This is a genomic window from Shewanella sp. SM73 (genome assembly GCF_025653795.1).
Classification (GTDB): Bacteria; Pseudomonadota; Gammaproteobacteria; order Enterobacterales; family Shewanellaceae; genus Shewanella; species Shewanella oncorhynchi.
In genome coordinates, this window is record NZ_JAKKRY010000006.1 from 1 (window position 1) to 22916 (window position 22916).

Annotated in this window: 19 protein-coding genes; 6 read left to right on the forward strand and 13 right to left on the reverse strand. The window is 47.9% G+C overall.

Annotated elements, in window-relative coordinates:
- Positions 1 to 496 precede the first annotated feature (496 nt).
- Both relA and rlmD read right to left on the reverse strand, forming a co-directional pair.
- Positions 497 to 2704, reverse strand: a complete 2208-nt coding sequence (gene relA, locus L5M51_RS10315; protein WP_028761378.1) for a GTP diphosphokinase — start codon at positions 2702 to 2704, stop codon at positions 497 to 499.
- Positions 2705 to 2856: 152 nt separating this feature from the next.
- Complete coding sequence (rlmD, locus tag L5M51_RS10320) at positions 2857 to 4209, reverse strand: 23S rRNA (uracil(1939)-C(5))-methyltransferase RlmD (RefSeq protein WP_263172580.1); 1353 nt, start codon at positions 4207 to 4209, stop codon at positions 2857 to 2859.
- A 100-nt stretch (positions 4210 to 4309) separates the two neighbouring features.
- On the opposite strand from rlmD, the gene barA reads away from it, so the two are divergent.
- The 3 genes from barA (at position 4310) to L5M51_RS10335 (ending at position 8076) form a co-directional block, all read left to right on the forward strand.
- Entirely contained in the window at positions 4310 to 7111 is a 2802-nt protein-coding gene (gene barA, locus L5M51_RS10325; RefSeq protein WP_105251754.1) for a two-component sensor histidine kinase BarA, read from the forward strand.
- Positions 7086 to 7685: a YjaG family protein gene (locus L5M51_RS10330; protein WP_028761381.1), complete on the forward strand. Its 600-nt coding sequence runs from the start codon at positions 7086 to 7088 to the stop codon at positions 7683 to 7685. The genes barA and L5M51_RS10330 overlap by 26 nt, the downstream gene beginning before the upstream one ends.
- 157 nt (positions 7686 to 7842) lie before the next feature.
- The gene (locus tag L5M51_RS10335) at positions 7843 to 8076 is read left to right on the forward strand and encodes a DUF3319 domain-containing protein (protein ID WP_006082632.1); all 234 of its coding nucleotides are present in this window, start codon (positions 7843 to 7845) and stop codon (positions 8074 to 8076) included.
- Positions 8077 to 8097: 21 nt separating this feature from the next.
- Here the strand turns inward: L5M51_RS10335 and lldR are convergent, their stop codons facing one another.
- On the reverse strand, positions 8098 to 8997 hold the full coding sequence (gene lldR / locus L5M51_RS10340) for a LysR family transcriptional regulator LldR (RefSeq protein ID WP_105251752.1): 900 nt from the start codon (positions 8995 to 8997) through the stop codon (positions 8098 to 8100).
- A 290-nt stretch (positions 8998 to 9287) separates the two neighbouring features.
- On the opposite strand from lldR, the gene L5M51_RS10345 reads away from it, so the two are divergent.
- Positions 9288 to 10250, forward strand: a complete 963-nt coding sequence (locus L5M51_RS10345; protein WP_263146999.1) for an AEC family transporter — start codon at positions 9288 to 9290, stop codon at positions 10248 to 10250.
- Positions 10251 to 10378: 128 nt separating this feature from the next.
- Complete coding sequence (gene recN, locus L5M51_RS10350; RefSeq protein WP_131523581.1) at positions 10379 to 12037, forward strand: DNA repair protein RecN; 1659 nt, start codon at positions 10379 to 10381, stop codon at positions 12035 to 12037.
- Between the two features lie 136 nt (positions 12038 to 12173).
- Here recN and L5M51_RS10355 read toward each other — a convergent pair whose 3' ends face one another.
- The 9 genes from L5M51_RS10355 to glyA all read right to left on the reverse strand — a co-directional run bounded on the left by L5M51_RS10355 (position 12174) and on the right by glyA (position 19793).
- A complete protein-coding gene (locus tag L5M51_RS10355) occupies positions 12174 to 12668 on the reverse strand; it encodes a phosphatidylglycerophosphatase A (protein WP_028761385.1) in 495 nt (164 codons plus the stop codon).
- Positions 12669 to 12683: 15 nt separating this feature from the next.
- On the reverse strand, positions 12684 to 13640 hold the full coding sequence (gene thiL / locus L5M51_RS10360; protein ID WP_049821775.1) for a thiamine-phosphate kinase: 957 nt from the start codon (positions 13638 to 13640) through the stop codon (positions 12684 to 12686).
- 78 nt (positions 13641 to 13718) lie between these two features.
- Positions 13719 to 14123: a transcription antitermination factor NusB gene (gene nusB, locus L5M51_RS10365; RefSeq protein WP_006082638.1), complete on the reverse strand. Its 405-nt coding sequence runs from the start codon at positions 14121 to 14123 to the stop codon at positions 13719 to 13721.
- Positions 14124 to 14134: 11 nt separating this feature from the next.
- Positions 14135 to 14614, reverse strand: coding sequence for a 6,7-dimethyl-8-ribityllumazine synthase (gene ribE / locus L5M51_RS10370; protein ID WP_006082639.1), 480 nt, complete (start codon positions 14612 to 14614; stop codon positions 14135 to 14137).
- Between the two features lie 130 nt (positions 14615 to 14744).
- Positions 14745 to 15848 carry a bifunctional 3,4-dihydroxy-2-butanone-4-phosphate synthase/GTP cyclohydrolase II gene (gene ribBA, locus L5M51_RS10375; protein WP_028761388.1) on the reverse strand — a complete coding sequence of 368 codons (1104 nt, stop codon included), beginning with the start codon at positions 15846 to 15848 and terminating at the stop codon, positions 14745 to 14747.
- Between the two features lie 95 nt (positions 15849 to 15943).
- A complete protein-coding gene (locus tag L5M51_RS10380) occupies positions 15944 to 16600 on the reverse strand; it encodes a riboflavin synthase (protein WP_263172582.1) in 657 nt (218 codons plus the stop codon).
- An 11-nt stretch (positions 16601 to 16611) separates the two neighbouring features.
- Positions 16612 to 17766, reverse strand: coding sequence for a bifunctional diaminohydroxyphosphoribosylaminopyrimidine deaminase/5-amino-6-(5-phosphoribosylamino)uracil reductase RibD (ribD, locus tag L5M51_RS10385; RefSeq protein WP_263172584.1), 1155 nt, complete (start codon positions 17764 to 17766; stop codon positions 16612 to 16614).
- 119 nt (positions 17767 to 17885) lie between these two features.
- Complete coding sequence (gene nrdR, locus L5M51_RS10390; RefSeq protein ID WP_006082643.1) at positions 17886 to 18335, reverse strand: transcriptional regulator NrdR; 450 nt, start codon at positions 18333 to 18335, stop codon at positions 17886 to 17888.
- Between the two features lie 204 nt (positions 18336 to 18539).
- A complete protein-coding gene (glyA, locus tag L5M51_RS10395) occupies positions 18540 to 19793 on the reverse strand; it encodes a serine hydroxymethyltransferase (protein ID WP_263172586.1) in 1254 nt (417 codons plus the stop codon).
- Positions 19794 to 19982: 189 nt separating this feature from the next.
- Here glyA and ettA point away from each other — a divergent pair, with 189 nt between their 5' ends.
- Positions 19983 to 21650 carry an energy-dependent translational throttle protein EttA gene (ettA, locus tag L5M51_RS10400; protein WP_028761391.1) on the forward strand — a complete coding sequence of 556 codons (1668 nt, stop codon included), beginning with the start codon at positions 19983 to 19985 and terminating at the stop codon, positions 21648 to 21650.
- Between the two features lie 187 nt (positions 21651 to 21837).
- Here the strand turns inward: ettA and L5M51_RS10405 are convergent, their stop codons facing one another.
- Positions 21838 to 22779, reverse strand: coding sequence for a LysR family transcriptional regulator (locus tag L5M51_RS10405; RefSeq protein ID WP_263172588.1), 942 nt, complete (start codon positions 22777 to 22779; stop codon positions 21838 to 21840).
- Positions 22780 to 22916 lie beyond the last annotated feature (137 nt).

Sequence of the window (22916 nt, forward strand, 5' to 3'; positions counted from 1 at the left end):
AGTATTAAACTCACCCCAAAAACACGACTACAGATAATGAAGTAACAGGTAATACCGGCCTTTGCAGATGCTGAGAGAGTACAAGGAGCATATGACTCCGAAAGGACGATAAGCAGCAAAGGCGCGGTTCTCATTAAGGCCAGAGAACAAAGATTCTCACAAACAGGTCGGATATACGTACGCAGTATTACTTTCTGTTACTCAAAAAGTGGTTGATCTATTCGAGGTGTCCATATAGGACTTGCTGCGAGTCGGGGAGCAAATGCCATGGCAAGCCATTATGAATGGCTTGCAGCAACAGCTAAGCATACAAAGACTAAATTGACTGGTAATCCCGCTCAATTTCCATAAAAACCAAATAAAAAAGGCGGCCAGCGAAATTCGCCTTGCCGCCCCAATCCTTGATTACTTTCTTTCTAGCTTCTAGATGCCTTCTATGTATCTTTTATATTGCTAGAGATTTCGAGGCTATTCGCTTCGAAAGGCGTTACAAGCCTTAAAGTCGTCTTGCCTCAATCACGCTATCGACTTGGGTCAGTTTAGATAACACCCGCGATAAACCATCGAGGTTATAAAGCTCCAGTTCCAACTCAATCGCGGCGGTCTGATTTTTAGTGTCCGATGACGAACTCATGGCCAGTACATTGGATTTTTCAGCAGCCAGCACTGAGGTTAAGTCGCGCAATAAACCACTGCGATCGTGGGCTAATACCCGTAAACGCATCCGATAACCGCCGGAGTAATTTTCGCCCCAGACCACATCAACGCCACGCTCTGGGTGAACCCGCATTAACTCTTTAACTTGTTCACAATCAGCGCGATGCACAGAAATACCGCGGCCCTTAGTGATAAAACCTAAAATCTCATCCCCGGGAACGGGCTGGCAACAACGGGCGATATGGTTAAGCAAGTTACCCACACCGTTGACTTCAACCTGACCACGGCCACTGGAGGTCGGCTTATGTTGGCCTTTCTTAACTAACTCTTCGACGGCATCTTCTTCTGACACTTCGTCGAGTCGCAGACGGCTTTGAATATGGTTAACCACTTGATGCAGACGCACATCACCGCCGCCAATGGCCGCCAGTAAGTCATCCATGCTCGCCATATTAAAGCGCTCGACCGCAATGGCCGCGTCTTTAATTTTAAGGCTCACCCGCGCCAGTTCAGATTCGAGCATTTCTTTGCCGGCGACAATATTCTTGTCTCTGTCCTGCTGCTTAAACCAATGCTGGATTTTCGAACGCGCCCGCGAGGTACGGATATAACCTAAGTTAGGGTTAAGCCAGTCACGCTTAGGGTTGGGCTGTTTCGAGGTGATGATTTCGATTCGCTCACCCGTTTCAACCTGATAGGTGAACGGCACAATACGGCCATCGACCTTAGCACCAATACATTTATGCCCCACTTGAGAGTGAATGTAATAGGCAAAGTCGAGCACGGTTGAGCCCAGTGGCAAGTCGACAACTTCACCGCTAGGGGTGAACACATAGACTCTATCTTCAAACACTTGGCTGCGCACTTCTTCGACCAAGTTGCCACTTTCGACCACGTCTTCCTGCCATTGCAGAATTTTACGCAGCCAGTTAATTTTTTCTTCGTAGCCGCTTTGCTTACCGGAATGATTGCCTTCTTTGTATTTCCAGTGGGCGGCCACACCCAGCTCTGCATCTTCATGCATGTCTTGGGTACGAATTTGAATTTCAACGGTTTTGCCCTCAGGCCCCACCACCACCGTATGAATCGATTGATAACCGTTAGGTTTTGGGTTAGCGACATAGTCGTCAAATTCCCGAGGAATATGGTGCCAAAGCGTATGCACCACACCTAACGCGCCATAACAATCCTGCAGACGTTCAGTCACGATACGCACGGCGCGCACGTCAAACAACTCATCAAATTTAAGGTGCTTGCCCTTCATCTTGCGCCAAATACTGTAGATATGTTTCGGCCGGCCGTAGACCTTAGCGCGAATTTGATCTTCATCTAATCTTTGTTGCAACTGACTGACAAACTTGTCGATAAAAACTTCACGATCCAGTCGTTTGCCATCTAATTGCTTAGCAATGTCTTTATAGGTATCAGGATGCAGATAGCGAAAAGAAATATCTTCCAGCTCCCACTTTAATTGACCAATACCCAAACGGTTAGCCAGCGGCGCGTAAATATCGGCAATTTCACGGGCCAGCAGCACGCGAGTTTCTTCGTCGGCATTTTTCACCGCCCGTAGCAAACACACACGCTCGGCCAGTTTGATGACCACGGCGCGCACATCTTCGACCATAGCCAATAACATGCGGCGGATATTGTCGATTTGCGGCTCGGTTGAGCGGCTATTAGGATTGATTTTCAAGGCGCCAATCGCGTTCATGGTCACGACACTCGCGACTAAACGCGCCAGCGGCTCACCAAATTTTTCTTGGATGGCTTCTTCGGTCAGTAACCCAGCATCGAGCACCACAAACAAAATTGCCGCCTGCAGGGTTTCAATATCCATGTTTAGTGGTGCGAGGATTTCAATCATCTCTCGAGCACGTTCGAGCAGTTCTCTCTTCGCCGCAGGACTCTTGGCGGGTAAGGCGTCAATCTGCCCTATCAAGGAGAGCAGCATCTGCGCTTCATCGGCATGACCAACATAGCGAGCTACCCAATCTTCTAAGTGAAAATCGGGATCATTAAAGTGCGCTTCGCGAACAGAGACCATCTAATTTATTTCCTTATCCGTGCTCAGAGAGAAAGTGGGCACCACTTCAGCTCTCCTATCTTCAGCATTGGCGCGAACTTGTCAAACCCAACCGACGTAATAATCACATTTTTTACGTTATTCAAACGCTTTGCTTACTTTGCCAGCGCAAATTACTTGGTTAATTCAAACAGTGCCATGGCTTCGATATGGTGTGTTTGTGGGAACATGTCGATAAGTCCCAATTGCTGTAATCGGTAACCGCGCTCTAACAGTACAGCGCTATCGCGAGCCAAGCTCGCAGGATTACACGAAACATACACGACTTTGCGCGGCTTCATTTTCTTCAGCCATTGCAAGCTTTCAAATGTCCCCGCACGAGCGGGATCGAGCAGTAATTTATCAATCTTGCCCATCCAAGGCTCAAGGGATAAATCCGCACTTAAATCGCCGTGGTAAAAGGTCAGTTTATCCAGATTGTTAGCTTTCGCGTTCACCCGTGCCTGAGTCACCATTTCGGCAACCCCTTCGACGCCAATCACATCCGCGCCCATTTTCGCTAAGGGCAAACTGAAATTACCCATGCCGCAGAACAAATCCAAAATGCGCTCATCTGGCGCTGGCGCTAACCAATCCATCGCTTGAGCGACCATGGCCTTGTTAATCTGTCCGTTCACTTGCACAAAGTTACCTGGTGTGAAACTTAAGCTCACCGCATCCGACTGCGCATTTTCATCTAACAGTTGATAAACAGGTAACACTAACTTGGCGCCGACGCCTTGGAATTGCCCTTCGTTGTCCTGCAGACAAATATGGATCTGATGCAGCTCAGCAAAGACTGACAACTTAGCGAAATCTTTATCGTTTAGCGCCTTAGTGATCCGCAGCACGGCGAAATGACCATTATCGGCGGCAATTAACTCAAGATGGCCTAAGCTGGCTTTAGCCGACAATTGGTTCAGCAACTTAGCAAAGGGTACGATCAAGTCCGATAACGGCTTAGCTAACACCAGACATTGACTGATTGGCACCACATTGCTGCTACTAGCGGCACGAAAACCCAAGCTTAAATGTTTGGTATTTTTATCAAATAAAGTTGCAAGACGGGCTCGGCGACGATAATGCCAACCTTCACCCGTGAGTGCGGGTGATAAAGCACCGCCTTCAGTGCCAGCAAACTTAGCCATAATATCCAGCAACGCGGCTTCTTTATGCTCACGCTGACCCGATAATGACATATGCTGTAAGTCGCAGCCGCCGCAGGTGTGGTAGTGTGGACACTCTGGCTCAACGCGCTCAGGACTTGATGAATCGACTTTAATCAACTTGGCACGGGCATAATTTTTCTTTTGCTCGGTGAGCTGTACCGTTACGGTTTCATCGGGCAAAGCGCCAGGGATAAACACGACTTTACCTTGATGTTGTGCTATACCAGCCCCTAAGTGATCGAGCTGTTCTACGCTCAGTGATAACTTAGCCGACAACTGTTTGGAACTATTTGGTTTTGCTTTAAAAAATTGCGCCATTTCGGCCTCTAAATCAATAAAATACTGGCAAAGACCGCCCTCTTTCTGGCAGTCTTATAAAATTATCTTAGTCTCTGTCACAGGAAACACCGCCGCTGCTATGAACCCTGTCAACAACATGACCAAATACAGCCTACGTTCTTGGGTTCTTGTGCTGGCGCTTGCGCCAACAATCTTGGTCGGTATCCTTCTAGGCAGCTACTTTACCATAAACCGTTTTTATGAGCTCGAAGATACGCTCGTCGAACAGGGCAGCAATATTATCGAGCCGCTGTCGATTGCCAGTGAGATCGGCTTAGTGGCGAATGATCGCGAGGCGACCAAACGCTTACTCGCGGCGGCACAGCTCAACAAATCCACCTTAGTAAAATCCATCGCGATTTTCGATGCCAATAATCAACTCTTTGTGACCTCCCACTATCACAAAGACTTTGAGATTATGCGCTACAAAGAAGCCCTCAACACGCTGCATAAAACCGAAATTGAACATGTGGACGACAGCCTTATTTTACGGACGCCCATTTTTGCCACAGGCCCCATTGCTGCTCCCGCTAATTACGATATCCAGACAGACGATGGTCATCTTTTAGGTTATATCTCGATAATAATCAATAAAGAACGCGCCTTGTTAGAGCAGCATAGAGCCGCAGTCGCCGCCTTTATTATCGTGTTGATCGGCGTGCAGTTAAACCTGCTATTTACTTTCCGGCTAGTGAAAAACGTCACTCAGCCCATTACTGAAATGGTGCGCGTCGTCGCTAAAATCCGTGAAGGTAAATTAGACGCCCGCTTAGATGGCAACTTGATTGGTGAGCTGGACTTACTCAAACGCGGCATCAATGCCATGGCGGGGTCGCTATCGGAATACCATGATGAGATGCAGCAAAATATCGACCAAGCAACGTCGGATCTGCGGGAAACCTTAGAGCAGATTGAAATCCAAAACGTCGAGCTGGATTTAGCTAAAAAACGCGCCCTAGAAGCCAGCCGAATTAAATCTGAATTCTTAGCGAATATGTCCCACGAGTTACGTACGCCGCTCAATGGCGTTATCGGTTTTGCGCGGCAATTAGTCAAAACACCATTGCATTCGAGCCAAGTGGATTACATCAAGACTATAGAACGCAGCGCCACTAACCTGCTGGGTATCATCAACGACATTCTCGATTTTTCTAAACTCGAAGCCGGTAAAATGGTGTTAGAAAACATGCCCTTCGGCCTTAGGGAAACCATAAGCGATACGATTACCTTGATCTCGGGCAGCGCCCAGGCCAAAGGCCTAGAACTCGTCGTCGATATCGCCCCCAACGTGCCCGACAATGTCAATGGCGATGCCATGCGCGTATGCCAAATCATCAATAACTTGGTTGGTAACGCGATTAAATTCACTGACTCTGGCAGCGTGATGGTCAAAATCGAACTGCAGAGCCAATCGGATGAACAAGTGGTACTGCGCTGTGATGTGGTCGACACAGGTATCGGCATCGATGAAAGCCAGCAGGACTTTTTATTTCAAGCCTTTGGCCAAGCCGATTCGTCGATTTCGCGCCGCTTTGGTGGCACTGGCTTAGGTTTAGTGATCACTAAACGTTTAGTGAATCAAATGGGCGGCCAAATCGGCTTTACTTCATCCCCAGAAAAAGGCTCAAACTTCTGGTTCAGTTTGCCGCTCGGCTTAGGTCAATTCCAAATCGGTGACTCACTGCCGCTCGAAAAACTCAAAGACAAAACTATACTGTTTTACGAACCGCGAGTGCTGACTCATGCTGTCTTGAGCCGCCAATTGAATCAATGGGATACAAAAGTCACCCATCATCAGCATATCCCAAGCTTGTTGACTACGCTCACCACGGCTGAAGCGCCATACGACTATGTTCTCTTGAGTTGCCATGGGTTTAGCGATTCAGCACAACTGGTGAGTACACTAAACTTAGCGAAGACCAAAACAGATTGCCTTATCGTGCTATACGATTGCCAAGAACAGGATGCCTTAACCCAATTTATTCGCCCGAATGCCGATGTGGTGTTGTCTCTGCCAGTCAGTGAGCATCAGCTTGCGCGCAACTTACTCTATCCACCGATGGAGTACGACATCATAGCCCCTGCGACAATATCAACGCCGGTTGCGCGCCAATCTTTAACTGTGCTCGCGGTAGATGATAACTTTGCCAACTTAAAACTGATTGATACTTTACTCAGCGAATTAGTGACGACTGTGGTTGCCGTCAACAGTGGTGATGAGGCAGTTAAACAGGCGAAGACTCGCACCTTCGACTTGATCTTTATGGATATTCAAATGCCTGGCACAGATGGCATTAGTGCCACGAAGCAAATTCGCCAAGGCTCGATGAACCGCAACACGCCGATAATTGCCGTAACAGCCCATGCCATTGCCGAAGAACGCGAACTGATTTTAGGCAGTGGTATGGATGGATATTTACCTAAACCTATTGATGAAGCGGCGCTCAAAGATATTATTCATCGCTGGATCACTCGACCTAAGTTCACCCATTTTGACCTGCATACGCTGAACTGGGATTTATGCTTAACCCAAGCCAATCACAAGGCCGATCTCGCCTTAGATATGCTCAGAATGTTGCTCGACTCATTGCCGCAAACCGTGGCGACGATTCAAACGGCGCTAAGTCAAAACGATCACCCTGTCATGCTCAGTACTATCCATAAGCTGCATGGTGCGAGCTGCTACTGCGGCGTGCCAACAACCCAAAGATTATGCCAAGAAATTGAATCGGCACTAAAACGTGAAACATCGGTTGAAGATCTCGAACCCGAAATACTAGAGTTACTTGATGAGTTAACTAAGGTAGAATCTGCGGCAAATCAAGTGATATCACAGCTATCAGCGGAAATAACAGATGACCAAAAAAACGGGCTTCTTTAAACGTCTCAAGGCGTTAACACTGCCACAAAAACAACTCTTTGCCACTGCACTTTGCCAACGTATGTTGCCCAACTATCAACTGTTTTCCGAAGTCTGTGAGTTTGGCGATCCTACTGTGTTGAGTACCGCATTAGAACTATTGTGGCAATCCCAGTACGACTCCAAGCTCAAATTCAATGTCGATGTGCATCTGCAACGCCTGGAAGATAACACCCCAGATCCTGCTGATTTTGAAGCCTATGGCGTCTATCCTGCCATGGATGCTGTGGTCGCCATATCGACCTTACTAGGTGCGATTCAAGGCAAAATTGAAGAAGATATAGTCAATATCAGCAAATTATCATCCAGCACAGTGGCTAACTACATCGAAGCGATCAGCGATGTCGATTTGGTGGATGAAGCGTTAGATGATTTCGTTTTCGCCCATGAAGTCATGGAAGAAGAGAAAGAATTACAAAATTCTCTGCTGGAAATTATTGAAGAAAATCCGAAGATCACCGCAGAACTGGTCAAAGGTTTACGCAAAGACATTATCGAAGCTGGCGTATCAAATATCGGTATCAGCGTCGCTTAATTGATGGGGGTGCTTGGGGTTACTCAAGCACCCTTATTTCTAAACAATGTTTCTAAACAATAAGCCTCTAGTCTCGACTGCAATCACTTTCATGCAAGCCACAAAACGAGTAAGACCAAGGCTAGCAAGTTCCATCAGCCAATATTGAGTTATTCCAATGAAAAAGATTGTTTATCAAGGATTTGTCTTAACCAATAGCGAAGGACGAACCGACAGTTGGAAACTGACCATCAAAGATCAACAGCGTATCGGTTCTTTATTCGAACTGCGGCGTTTAGTGGGATACTTCTTAGAACTCGGCATACTGCCCGCGACACGCTCCAGCCTGCAAGACGCAAAACAAACGCAAAATACTATGAGCAAAAACACCGTAAAACCTAAAAGACGCTAAAAATCAGTTCCCCTCGTTAAATCAACGCATAGAGAATAACTCTGGCGCCTTTGACTGCATAAACTCAATAAAGACTCTTACCTTTAGCGGCTGCTGGCTGCGCTGATGATATAAAATCGAAATTCGCCTCTGTTCGCCAATCCATTCCGGCAGTAATACTTTAAGTTTTCCCTCTTTAATCTGCTGTTTTACAAATAGTTCAGGACCATACAAGATCCCGCCATGGCCTAAGGTCGCCTGAATCGCTCCGTGTAAATCCGTGAGGGTGAGCTTAGTCGGGCCATTAAAATAAAAAGACTCGCCGCTTGGATGCTTTAAATGCCAATTAAACAGCGGCCAGACTTTTATCAGTTGATGGGCTTCAAGATCATCGGGATGCTCAAGTTTAGGTGCCTGAGCCAAATATTCTGGCGTGGCAAACAGGCAATAGTCGAGCTCGCCTAAGGTACTCGACACCCAAGAAGAATCAGGCTGAGCCCCGCCAACAATCGCCACATCTATGCCTTTGTCAATCAAATCGACTAACTCATTACTCTGGGAAATGTGCAAACGGATATCAGGATACAAACGGCCAAACTCATTCAATGCCTGAATAAACACAATGGAAATAATCGAAATCGGCGCGGCGATGCGCAAGGTCCCCTCGGGTTTATCACTGCCTAAACCACTTAGTTCATCAAATTGAGCAACCACACTCTGGTAGCGTTGAAAGAGCGCCAGCCCTTCCTCTGTCAGTCGCAACTTACGGGTGCTGCGCATAAAGAGCTGTTTATCGAGCTTCTCTTCCAACTTCGCTAACTTGCGGCTCACAGTGGCGATGGGCATATCGAGCTCCTTCGCCGCCTGCGAAAAACTGCCCGCATTGACTAAATGCACAAAAAGATAGACAAGTTGTAGTTCAGCGCCTAAATCATCACTCATTGCATATCCTAATTTCACATATTGGGTATTGACGTTAAAACGCTAAATTCACTAAGTGATTGTGTTTTAAACATTGAATTATTCACTTATACGACCATAGCGCAATAGCCTTAGATTGAAATGGTATGTTATTTTGTGGCGAGTTTTACTGCGCTGGCGCTAAATCTGGCTCTAAAGTGACATAAAAAGAAGCAAGTGCTGTAACTCTGGCCACCAAGAATCATAGCGACAGTAAAATGACGACGGTGGGCGAGTTTATTCAAATTTAATCGTAAGGATGAGTGAGGGAAATGACCATTTTAACCCCTCTGTTTGCCGTCTTCGGGATCATGTTGCTCGGCACACTTGTGCAAAAACTAAAACTCTTGCCCGTCGATACGGATCAAGTGCTAAACCAATATGTCTACTATATTGCGTTCCCTGCAATCATGCTTATCGCCCTCGCCCAGCAGCCGATTGACGAGATTTTGCAATGGGGATTTATTGCGGGCTACAGCACAGCTATGGTAATCACTTATCTTGTCTGCCTTGGGCTATCGCTGATCGCTAACCCTAAACAGCATGCGGTTGCCGCTATTCGAGCCCTCAATGCCACCTTTGGTAATACGGCATTTATTGGTATTCCACTGCTCATCATCCTCTTTCCGCAGCAGCAAAGTGCGTTAGTCGCCGCCGCGATTGCCAGCTTATTATCCGTGCTGATGTTTGCCGTCGCCTTAGTCTCGATGGAACTGGCCACTAACACCCAAAGACAACACCACGCCTTAGTCATAATGGCGATGGCGGTCGGTAAAAACCCTATCGTTATTGGTAGCTTAATTGGCGTCGGCATTTCGGCGCTAGAGATAAAACTGCCGTCAGGGCTGGCGCTAATGATCCAGCAAATAGGCAATACCTCAAGCCCCTGCGCCCTATTTGCTATCGGCATGGTACTCGCCAAAGCGATGCGCTACCAGAAAGATAGCAGCGTATTTAGCCCCAAGAATTTTATCGAACTGAGCCTTATCAACCTCTTCAAGCTGGCTATCCAACCGGCACTCGTCTACTTTATGCTTAACCGTTTTGGCGTAAGTGGTGACTACCTGATCATGGGCGTGATCTTGAGCGCACTGCCCACCGCGGCTAGCGTGTACTTACTCGCCCAGCGTTATAACACTCAGGCTTCAACCAGTGCTCAAGGCATTCTATTTGGCACCTTAGTCACTTTCTTCAGTTTACCTATCTTAGAAAGCTTAGTAAGAACCTATGCATAATCAGTTAATTAAAAATATTTACTACCAATAATGCCGATTATTTACCCAAGCCACTTTACTGTATATAAAATCAGTATATACTGTTTATCAATACAGTGGTTTGGTATGTTTTTCGACAGGAATTCACTATGCTTTGCCAACTCAGCATTAATAACTTCGCTATCGTCCGTTTTTTAGAACTGGATTTTCGCCCCGGTATGACCAGCATCACAGGTGAAACCGGTGCGGGTAAATCGATTGCCATCGATGCGCTAGGCCTATGCCTAGGCAATCGCGCCGATGCCAGCAGTGTTCGTCCCGGAGCCAATAAAACCGAGGTCAGCGCCCGCTTTTCCTTGGATGATATTCCACTGGCAAAACGTTGGTTAGAAGATAACGATCTTGAACTCGATGATGAGTGCATTCTACGTCGGACTATTGGTAGCGATGGCCGTTCACGCGCCTACATCAATGGTAATCCAGTGCCGCTGACGCAGCTAAAATTACTGGGTCAGTTGCTTATTGGTATTCACGGCCAACATGCCCACCATGCAATGTTAAAAAGTGAACATCAACTCACCCTGCTCGACAGTTATGCCAACCACAGATTGCTTATCGATACGGTTGCCGCTAGCTTTCAACGCTGCAAGCAAATTGAGGCCGATCTAAAGCAACTCGAAGCCTCCCAGCATGAACGTATTGCCCGTAAGCAATTAGTACAATATCAAGTAGAAGAACTCGATGAGTTTGATCTTAAAGTTGATGAGTTCGATGAGATTGAGCAAGAGCACAAACGTCTGGCCAATGGCACTGAGTTGATTGATACCTGTCAGGCGAGCTTAGATATACTCACAGAGGGCGAAGAGAACAATATAGAGTCGCTGCTCAATCGAGTCGTTTCCCTCGCCGAAGATCTGCAAAGCTACGATCCTGCATTAAGCAATATCAACACTATGCTCAATGATGCCTTAATCCAAGTGCAAGAAAGTGCCGGCGAATTGCAGCACTATTTGAGTAAGCTTGAACTCGATCCGACCCATTTTGCCTATTTAGAAGAACGGCTATCAAAAGCCATGCAACTGGCGCGTAAGCATCATGTTAGCCCGAATAAACTGGCCGAGCATCATTTAGCATTAAAGGCTGAGCTAAGCACCTTAGACAGTGATGAAAGTAAACTTGAAGAAATTCAGCTTCAAGTCGAGGCAAGTAGAGCCGCTTATCTTAGCAATGCGCAAAAGCTCAGCCAAAGCCGAGCCCGCTATGCTAAAGAACTCGACAAACTGGTGACTCAGTCAATCCACGAACTGAATATGCCTAAGGGTAAATTTACGATCGAAGTCAATTTCCACCCCGAGCAAATGTCAGCCAATGGCAGTGACAATATCGAATTTATGGTAACCACTAACCCTGGCCAACCTTTGCAACCGATTTCGAAAGTCGCGTCTGGCGGTGAGCTCTCACGGATAGGGCTAGGGATCCAAGTGATTACCGCGAAGAAAGTTGCCACACCGACATTAATTTTCGATGAGGTGGATGTCGGGATTTCCGGCCCCACCGCAGCAGTAGTGGGCCGCATGTTACGCAGCTTAGGGGAATCGACCCAAGTACTGTGCGTGACTCACTTGCCGCAAGTTGCGGGCAATGGTCATCAACACATGTTTGTCGATAAATTTAATAAGGCAGGCAGTACTGAGACCACAATGAAATCGCTCGATCGTGAGCAGCGTATCCAAGAGCTTGCAAGACTGTTAGGTGGCGATACTATCACCAGCAATACCCTCGCGAACGCAAGGGAACTGCTGCAATAGTAGTATGGATCAGATAACGAATGAGGTCGCTAAACGCTTGAATCTACACACTCTATATCACAAGCTAAGGGGCTATATCAAAAACTAAGGGTTAGTTGTTGGCCATGCTAACTAACATGTCGGGTTAGCGATAATGTTAGCTAAAACACCAGACTAGCCCTTGCAGACAAATAAACGAAAACACGCCCGCTAACACATCGTCAATCATAATGCCAAAACCACCATGAACTTTGGCATCGAGCCATCGAATAGGCCAAGGTTTGATGATGTCGAAAAAGCGAAATAGACCAAAGCCGACTAACAACCAACCCCAACCTGCTGGTGCCGCTATCATAGTGATCAGTAGCCCAACCACTTCATCCCACACAATCGCACCGTGATCGTGTACCCCCATATCTTGAGCGGCTTTACCGCAGATATAAAATCCCGCAAATGCGCTCAATAAGGTTAAGCCGATATACCAAGTGAGCGGTAATGGCGCCATCAATAAATAGAGGGGAATGGCTGCTAAGGTACCGAAAGTACCAGGCGCTTTAGCGGCGAGTCCGCTACCAAAACCGAGTGCCAAAAAGTGGACAGGATTTTTTAATGACAGGCGCGTTAGCACCTGATCCTTTGACAACCATTTCATTAACATGCTCTTCGCTTAAAAGTGCTCGAAACCGTGATACGGTGGTGTAAACGGCTCACCATTGAGTTGCAACTTGAGCTTACTGCCTGCACAAATTTGTCCAACGCGAACAAACTTTGCTCCTGCATGGCTCAACGCTGTCTCAAGCGCACCTTTTTGCGCTTCAGGAACGGTGAACAGCAGTTCATAATCTTCGCCCCCCGTAAGCGCATAACCTAAGGCATGCTCCTCGCTGACGGTATCTTGCATCGCCCGTGAAAGCGGGATGCAATTAACATCGACAACCGCACCAACTGCCGAAGCCTTAAGCACATGACCGATATCCGAGATAAACCCGTCGGAAAGGTCGATAGCACTGGAGGCAAGCGAACGTAAAGCTTGGCCCGCTAAGACTCTTGGTGTTGGACGATAATGGCGATTGATCAGGAATTCTTTATGCTCGGCTCTAGCCTGTTGCGCGCCGCGAATGATATCCAGACCTAAGGCCGAATCTCCGAGCGTGCCCGTGACATAAATCCAATCACCCGCTTTAGCACCATGACGCGTGAGTGCCTTACCCTGTGGGACTTGGCCGTGCACTGTGATGCTAATCGCCCGTGGACCACGAGTCGTATCGCCGCCAATTAAGGCGATGCCATAGTAATCGGCCGCTTCAAACAAGCCTTCACTAAAACCACTGAGCCAAGTCTCATCGACTTCGGGTAGAGTTAAGGCAAGCGTCATCCACGCGGGTTCAGCGCCCATGGCAGCCAGATCAGATAAATTTACCGCTAAAGCTTTGTAACCTAAGGCAGCGGGAGGCATATCGGGGAAGAAATGGACATTTTCGACTAAGGTGTCACAGGAGATAGCGATCGACTTGTTTTCTGCGGGTTGCACTAAAGCGCAATCGTCACCGATGCCAAGCTTCACATCACGGCGAGTGGGGCCGCGGTTGCTAAAATAACATTCAATTAATTGGAATTCTTTCACTGTACAGTTTGGCACGACTTACATCGGCCACCTTTGTTAGCAATGAAAAACGGTATCCTAAGATACCGTTTGTCTTTATTACTTGCGTGCAACCAGTTTGTCGAGCAGTCCGTTCACAAACTTATGACTCTCGTCCGCACCGAAAGCTTTTGCCAACTCAATCGCTTCGTTAATCGCGACCTTGTATGGCACATCTTTACGGAAAGTCAGCTCATAGGTCGCTAAACGAACTATGGCTTTCTCTACTGGAGACACTTCATCAATCGGGCGTTCCAGATGCGGGATGATCAGCTCATCCAATTGGGTTTTCTTCGTTGCAACGCCTGAAAATAGCTCACGAAAATAAGCTACATCAACACCGTCGAGACTTTGTTCAGTTAAAAACTCATGCTCGACATCGGCAATATTATTCCCGCTTAGTTGCCATGAATAGATGGCTTGAACGGCTAAACGGCGGGCCTTGCGGCGCTCAGAAGGCTTCATTATTTTTCCTACTATAACAACTGTTGTTCAAGTTCTTGCAGAACATTGACCATTTCAAGCAGGCTTAGAGCAGCTTCGCCGCCTTTGTTACCCGCTTTGGTACCTGAACGTTCAATCGCTTGTTCAATGGTATCAGTGGTCAAAACACCGAAAGCAACAGGCAGATCAAATTCTAAAGCAACTTGAGCTAGACCTTTATTACATTCGCCTGCAACAAAATCAAAATGAGGAGTACCACCACGGATCACCGCACCTAATGCGATAATACCGTCGAATTTACCACTGGCAGCTACGCGACGCGCAGCTAGCGGCAACTCAACCGCACCTGGTACACGGACAACAGTGATATTGTCGTCGCTGACTTGGCCAAAACGTTTCAGCGTGTCAAGTGCACCTTCAAGCAAGCTCTCAACTAAAAAGCTGTTGAAACGCGAAATTACAATCGCAACTTTGGCATTTTTCGCTTCGATATTACCTTGAACTACGTTCATTATCTTACCTAATTTAGCTAAAGCACCCAGCTCGGGGCGAAAAGTGGCGACATGATATCACAGCCAATTGCCCAGAGCCCTATGCAAATTATCAGAAATTGTTAATTTTACTTCAGTGTAACTTTGGGTTTCAGTCCGCCACATACTCAGTCACTTCAAGGCCAAAGCCTGAAAGTGAATGGTAGCGTTTAGGCGAGCTGAGCAGACGCATCTTAGTCACGCCAAGGCTAGCGAGGATTTGCGAACCCACACCCACTCGGCGCGATGTCCCCTGCCATTTTGCAGAAGCAGGCGCTTGGCCTTGATCTTCGGCTTCAAAGGCTTTCACCTTAGAGAGGATTTCACAGGGGTGTTCTTGATTCCCGAGTAAAACCAATACACCACCTTCTGCAGAAATACGCTCCATCGCCTTTTCGAGTGGCCAGCTGCGTTGCTGATCGCGCTCTGAGTGGAGTAAATCGTTGAAGGTATTTTGCAAATGCACGCGCACCAAACAATCTTCTTTCACCTCACCTTTGACTAAGGCAAAGTGCAGTTGATTGTCGATAGTGTCTCTGAAGGTCACCATGTCGAACTCACCGAAACGGGTCGGTAATTTGCATTTCGCTTCACGCACAACCGTGGTTTCTTTGGTGTTGCGATACTCGATTAAAGCCGCGATAGTGCCGATTTTGATGCCATGCAACTCGGAGAAAATCTCCAAATCTGGGCGACGTGCCATAGTGCCGTCTTCGTTCAAAATCTCAACGATAACGCCCGATGGCTCAAGTCCCGCAAGACGGGCTAAATCACAGCCTGCTTCAGTGTGGCCTGCGCGGGTTAATACGCCGCCATCCTGTGCCATTAGCGGGAAGATGTGCCCTGGTTGCACTAAATCAGACGCTTTAGCCTCTTTAGCCACAGCCGCTTTCACCGTTACAGCGCGATCGTGGGCCGAAATACCGGTAGTCACACCCTCCGCCGCTTCAATAGAAACCGTAAAGTTAGTCGAGAACTGGGCGTTATTATTCGTCACCATTAAAGGCAGGTTTAACTGCTGGCAACGGGCTTTAGTCATGGTCTGGCAAATAAGTCCACGGCCATATTTAGCCATAAAGTTAATCGCTTCTGGCGTGACCATTTCGGCCGCCATGATCAAATCACCTTCGTTTTCTCTGTCTTCGTCATCCATCAAAATAACCATTTTGCCTTGACGAATATCTTCGATGATCTCTTCTATACTGTGCAGCGCCATTGTAGGACCTTATGATTTTGCTGTTATTATGAAATTCTATACCTAAATAACCTAAGCTGCCGATAAGCTTAAGTTAAATAATCTGCTCCTGTGCACTAACGCACAAAGCCGGCACGGGCTAACATTTCCATGGTGACGCCACCGCTCTTGCTGTCTTTGCCATCATAATTCATCAAACGTTCAAGATAACGGGCGATTAAATCCACTTCGATATTCACCTTATCGCCCGCTTGCAGGTCGATTAACGTGGTTTCCCCTGCGGTATGCGGCACTATGGTCAAGCGGAATCGACTGCCGTCCACTTCGTTAACCGTCAGACTCACACCATCAATGGTGATGGAACCTTTATGGGCAATATAACGCCCAAGCTCTACGGGTGCGGCTAACCAAAATTCAATGGCTTGACCACGCACTAAGCGTTGCTCAACCGTTGCCATACCGTCCACATGGCCACTGACCATGTGGCCGCCTAAGCGTGTGGTTGGGGTGACGGCCTTTTCAAGATTCACCTTAGTGCCCACTTTGTAGTGAGCAAAGCCGGTTAGACTCACGGTTTCGGCAGAGACATCAGCCACATAACCGTCGGCTAATTGCTGCACAACCGTTAAGCACACACCGTTAGTGGCAATGCTGTCGCCTAAACGCACATCGTTTAAATCCAGTTTGCCGCTCGCGACGGTAAGGCGAATATCGTCGCCTTTACGCTCCAGTTTTCGCAGGGTGCCAACGGCTTCAATAATCCCAGTAAACATGGTTAACTCACTTAATTAAATAAAGAACTATCAAGCTTAACGCTCAAAGTTAAACGGGTATCTGGCCCTAATTTGCGCTCATCTACCAAAGTTAGTGCAGGAATGTGCGCCATGGTTTGATAATCGGGCAATTGCAGCAGATTACGCCCATACCCACCGAGGATTTTCATCGCTTGGTACAGCACTAACTCATCGGCAAGCCCCTGCGCTAAAAATGCGCCCGCTAAGGTTGCACCCGCTTCCACCAACACGTGATTACAGCTTTGGCCTAAATAGCTTAATAGTTCAGGCAATGAGACGCGACCTGCAATTGCAGGTAACACGAGGCAACTCACATGGGAAGGCAATTGTGCTTGAAACTCTGCGGGATAAGCCACGGTCGAGACCAAGAGTATCGGCGATACGATAGCTAAGCAGGCGGCCGATAACGGCAAACGGGCGCGGCTGTCGAGTATGACTCTTAATGGCTGTAGTAATTGCGCCTCGGTTACACTGTCTTTTAAGCTGCCAAGTTCCTGATAACGCACATTGAGCGAGGGAACATCGGCTAATACGGTTTCAATCCCTGTGATCAGCGCACAAGAACGTAAACGTAATCGCTGCACGTCGCGGCGAGATTCTGGACCAGTTATCCATTTAGACACACCGTTAGACAGCGCAGTTTTACCATCGAGACTCGCAGCCAATTTGACTGTAACTCTGGGTAAACCCGATTCCATGCGCTTCATAAAGCCTAAATTCAAGGCATAGGCTTCATCGCGATGTAATCCCACATCCACTTCAATACCGGCATCGCGCAGCATTTGAATGCCACGACCACCTACTTGCGGATTAGGATCTTCCACCGCGACCACCACACGTTTAACGCCAATATTGATCAGCGCCAAGGCGCAGGGCGGCGTGCGGCCATAATGGCTGCAGGGCTCTAAAGTGACATAGGCCGTTGCGCCGCGGGCGCGTTCGCCAGCCATACGTAGCGCATGCACTTCGGCGTGGGGCTCACCCGCTTTTTGATGATAACCTTCACCAATGATTTGGTTATCTTTAACGATAACGCAGCCCACACTGGGATTGGGCCTCGTGGTGTAAAATCCTTTGCGCGCCAATTGAATTGCGCGGCTCATCATTTGGGTATCGAGTACGGACCAACTTATGTTCAAGCTCATATTCAACCCTGTTGTTAAAGGTTCCGGCTTTCACCAGTCTTACAAACCTGTCTTTTAAATTTGTGCTTTCACGCCAATCGCTCGTAAACGTCTGCCTTATCGGCGACAAAACTCAATGACTACTTTTGCAGCTTGGCGATGGCTTCACCAAATTCAGACACGTCTTCAAAGGCACGGTACACGGAAGCGAAACGAATGTAGGCGACTTTATCTAGGCTCATCAATTGCTCCATCATTAAGTTACCGACCATTTCTGACGGCACTTCCCGCTCGCCAGTGGCGCGCAGAGTAGACTTGATTTTGCTCAGCGCTTGCTCGATTTCATCCATAGACACGGGGCGTTTTTCAACGGCGCGCAACATGCCACCTTGGAGTTTTTCTTCATCGAAGGGTTGGCGTGAACCATCGCGCTTAATCACCCTAGGCATGACTAATTCGGCGCCTTCGAAGGTGGTAAATCTTTCATGGCATTCGGTGCATTCTCGGCGACGGCGCACTTGGTGGCCTTCTGCCACTAATCGGGAATCGATGACTTTAGTATCTGTCGCGCTACAAAATGGACAATGCATTGAGCCTCCTGCCAGTGAATGGTGGTAAAGCGTTAATGGCTTTACCTGTTAAATCTCGGCCAAACGCTATGAATTTAAGCCTAAGATTTTACCAATAAAAATGGCCGCGAGATGCGGCCATGGGATTTTATCCTATTTATGGGCTGAGGTTAACCACCTGATGCTTGTTAGGCTCAGCACCACAAAAAGGAGACTATTTACAGATTAGCCGTAAACAGGGAAACGTGCGCAAAGTGCCAATACTTGGCCTTTAACACGCTCAATCACAGCAGGATTGCTTGCATCATCAAGGATGTCACAAATCCAGCCAGTCAGCTCTTTCGATTCCGCTTCTTTAAAGCCGCGGCGCGTAATCGCCGGCGTACCGATACGCACACCTGAGGTCACAAAGGGTGAACGTGGATCATTTGGCACTGAGTTTTTGTTCACGGTAATGTTAGCGCTACCTAAGGCGGCATCGGCTTCTTTACCCGTTAAGTCACGACCAATCAGGTCAACTAGCATTAAGTGGTTGCTGGTTCCGCCAGAGACGATTTTGTAACCGCGCTCAAGGAACACTTCAACCATAGCTTTAGCGTTGTTAACCACTTGCTGTTGGTAAACTTTAAATTCTGGCTCTAGGGCTTCTTTGAACGCCACCGCTTTACCTGCGATAACGTGCATCAATGGGCCACCTTGACCGCCAGGGAATACCGCAGAGTTCAACTTTTTGTACAAGTCTTCATCATCAGCAGCAGATAGGATCACGCCACCACGAGGACCCGCTAAGGTTTTGTGAGTCGTAGATGTCACAACGTGTGCGTGTGGTACTGGGTTTGGATAAACGCCCGCAGCAATAAGACCGGCAACGTGTGCCATATCGACAAATAAATAAGCACCGATTTTGTCTGCGATTTCACGCATTTTTGCCCAGTCAACGATACCTGAATAGGCAGAAAAACCGCCGATCATCATCTTAGGCTTGTGTTCTAAGGCAATACGTTCCATCTCGTCGTAGTCAATTTTGCCAGACTCGTCGATACCGTAAGGAATGATGTTGTACAGTTTGCCAGAGAAGTTAACCGGTGAACCGTGGGTCAAGTGACCACCATGAGCTAAGTTCATGCCCAGTACGGTATCGCCAGGTTTTAACAATGCCATGTAAACTGCGCTGTTTGCCTGTGAACCTGAATGAGGTTGTACGTTAGCGTAAGTTGCGCCAAACAGTTCTTTCGCACGTTCAATCGCTAAGGTTTCAACTACGTCCACATACTCACAACCACCATAGTAACGCTTGCCTGGATAGCCTTCAGCGTACTTATTGGTTAACTGTGAACCTTGCGCTTCCATCACGCGTGGACTGGTGTAGTTTTCAGAAGCAATCAGCTCAATATGCTCTTCTTGACGCAGAGTTTCATTCTGAATTGCCTTAAACAGTTCCGGATCATAATCTGCGATATTCATATCTTTTTTCAGCATTGCTTACTCCAGCTGCCAATTCTTATAGGTAGGGTTGCGCGGTATTCTACTCGGAACGCGGTCACAATCCCAGTATTTGAAACATGAAATTCCTGCAGAGAGTGCTTGAACTTGGCTCATTGTCGAGTTGAGTTCGGCGCGCAATCGAGTAGAATTAGCCGCATCATTAGTCACTTAAGATAGAGAAAAATGGCTCAGTTTGTTTACAGCATGCTGCGGGTGGGTAAAATTGTTCCGCCTAAGAAGCAGATCCTTAAAGATATTTCTTTAAGCTTTTTCCCCGGCGCCAAAATTGGCGTACTCGGCCTCAACGGTTCAGGTAAGTCGACACTACTGCGCATTATGGCGGGTATTGACACCGAAATTGAAGGTGAAGCGCGCCCAATGCCGGGATTGAAAATCGGTTACCTGCCGCAGGAACCTAAACTCGATCCGAATCAAACCGTGCGTGAAGCGATTGAAGAAGCGGTAGCAGAGGCAAAAAATGCCCTGACTCGCCTCGATGCCGTTTACGCAGCCTACGCCGAGCCGGATGCCGATTTCGACGCCCTTGCAAAAGAGCAAGGCGAACTCGAAGCCATTATTCAAGCCCAAGATGCCCATAACTTAGAGTACGTCCTTGAGCGCGCCGCCAACGCACTGCGTCTGCCAGATTGGGATGAAAAAATCGAAGTGTTATCCGGTGGTGAACGTCGCCGCGTAGCGATTTGTCGTTTGCTGCTTGAAAAGCCAGAAATGCTGCTCCTGGACGAACCCACCAACCACTTGGATGCTGAATCTGTGGCTTGGCTTGAGCACTTCCTGCAGGAATATGCTGGTACTGTGGTCGCGATTACCCATGACAGGTACTTCCTCGACAATGCCGCTGGCTGGATTTTAGAACTCGACCGCGGTGAAGGTATTCCGTGGGAAGGTAACTATTCTTCATGGCTTGAGCAGAAAGATGCCCGTCTGAAGCAAGAATCGGCTACCGAAAGCGCTCGCCAAAAGACCATTGCCAAGGAATTGGAATGGGTACGTCAAGGCGCGAAAGGCCGCCAGTCTAAAGGCAAGGCCCGTATGGCACGCTTTGAAGAACTGAACACTAACGATTACCAAAAACGTAACGAAACCAACGAGCTGTTTATTCCGCCCGGACCTCGTTTAGGTGACAAGGTTATTGAAGTGAATAACCTGACCAAATCTTACGGTGACCGCGTTTTGATCGACAACCTGTCGTTCTCTGTGCCTAAGGGCGCGATCGTCGGCATTATCGGTGCCAACGGCGCGGGTAAATCGACCCTGTTCCGCATGTTATCCGGCGCAGAAAAGCCAGACAGCGGCAGCATTGAGCTGGGTGATACTGTGCAACTGGCCTCGGTTGAGCAGTTCCGCGATTCGATGAATGATAAGAACACCATTTGGGAAGAAATTTCCGGTGGTCAAGACATCATGCGTATCAACAACATGGAAATTCCGAGCCGCGCCTATGTAGGCCGCTTCAACTTCCGTGGTGGCGATCAGCAAAAAGTTATCGGCACTCTGTCGGGTGGTGAACGTAACCGAGTGCATTTAGCCAAACTGCTGCAAGCGGGTGGTAACGTCTTATTACTCGACGAACCCACCAACGACTTAGACGTTGAAACCCTGCGCGCACTGGAAGAAGCGATTCTGGAGTTCCCTGGTTGCGCTATGGTTATTTCGCATGACCGTTGGTTCCTCGACCGTATCGCGACCCACATTCTGGATTATCGCGACGAAGGACAAGTGAACTTCTACGAAGGTAACTACACAGAATACTCGGCATGGTTGAAAAACACCTATGGCGCCGATGTGGTTGAGCCACACCGCTTGAAATACAAGCGCATGATAAAGTAAATCTAGAATCTAGAATCTAGAATCTAGAATCTAGAATCTAGAATCTAGAATCTAGAATCTAGACAAGTGTAAATCTGAGGAGTTTAGCTCGAAAGGGTTAAGCTCCTTTTTTATGGCATCCAGTTACGCTATGAGTGCCGTAGACTTTGGCGCTATTTCAAAGGTGCTATTTCAAACTGAAACTATTTCAATTCAAGCTGGCAAAGTAGGCCACCAGCATGTCCATCATCACCCTGAGTGCAGGCTGCATGTGTTTGCGGGATTGATACACGCCATACACACCGAGGGACTGAGGTTTAAACTCAGTTAATAAAGGCACTAGCTGACCCGAGTCTAAATAGGGTTTCGCCGCCCAAACAGGCTGCATAGCAATTCCCTCACCCGCCAGCGTGGCATTGAGCACCACCATGGAATCATTGGCGCTAAAATTCCCATTCACAGGCACATTAAACGCCTGGCCTTGGTTTAACGTAGGATCGGAGTTCAGCGCTTGAGCCTGTTTTGCACCTACATCGGTTTTATAAAAGCGCCACATCACATCGCCAAAATAGGAATAGGTTAAGCAGTTGTGCTGAGTTAAATCCTCGGGATGCAGCACGGCGGCGCGCGCGGCAAGATAACTCGGTGCGGCGCACACCACAGACTCACACTCCCCTAAGCGCCTAGCAATAAGATTGGGATCGAGTTCATTGGTGATGCGAATAGCCAGATCAATCCGCTCGGCGACTAAATCGACGGTTTGGCTGCTCACGTGGAAATTCACACTCGCCTGCGGATAACTGGCTAAGTATTGGCGCACCACGGGCGCTAAAATCTGATGCGCCAAAAACTGGGAGCAACTAATACGTAGTAATCCCCGCGGAATCGCCACAGCGGCATGGCTTACCGCAGGCACTTCGTTAGCCAGTTCGAGCAGCCGATGACAATAGTCCAGCACTTGCTCACCCGCTGGCGTTAAGCTGAGGCTACGCGTCGAGCGATGCAATAACCTAGCACCAGACCATTCTTCCATTTCGCTCAAGTAACGGGTCACCATAGAACGCGACATATCTAAGGCATTGGCGGCGCTGATCATGCTGCCGCGCTCGACAATAGTGACAAACACTTTAGCCGCTTCGAGTCTATCCATGATTTATCTCCACTCGCGTTAAATCAATAACGTTTAATCACTCACTTTCAAATCACTCGAAGGTTCACTCGCGTACCCACATAACTAAGTAACTAGTAATTAAGAATGCAATAGTACACGCAGCTATTCGTCCGATT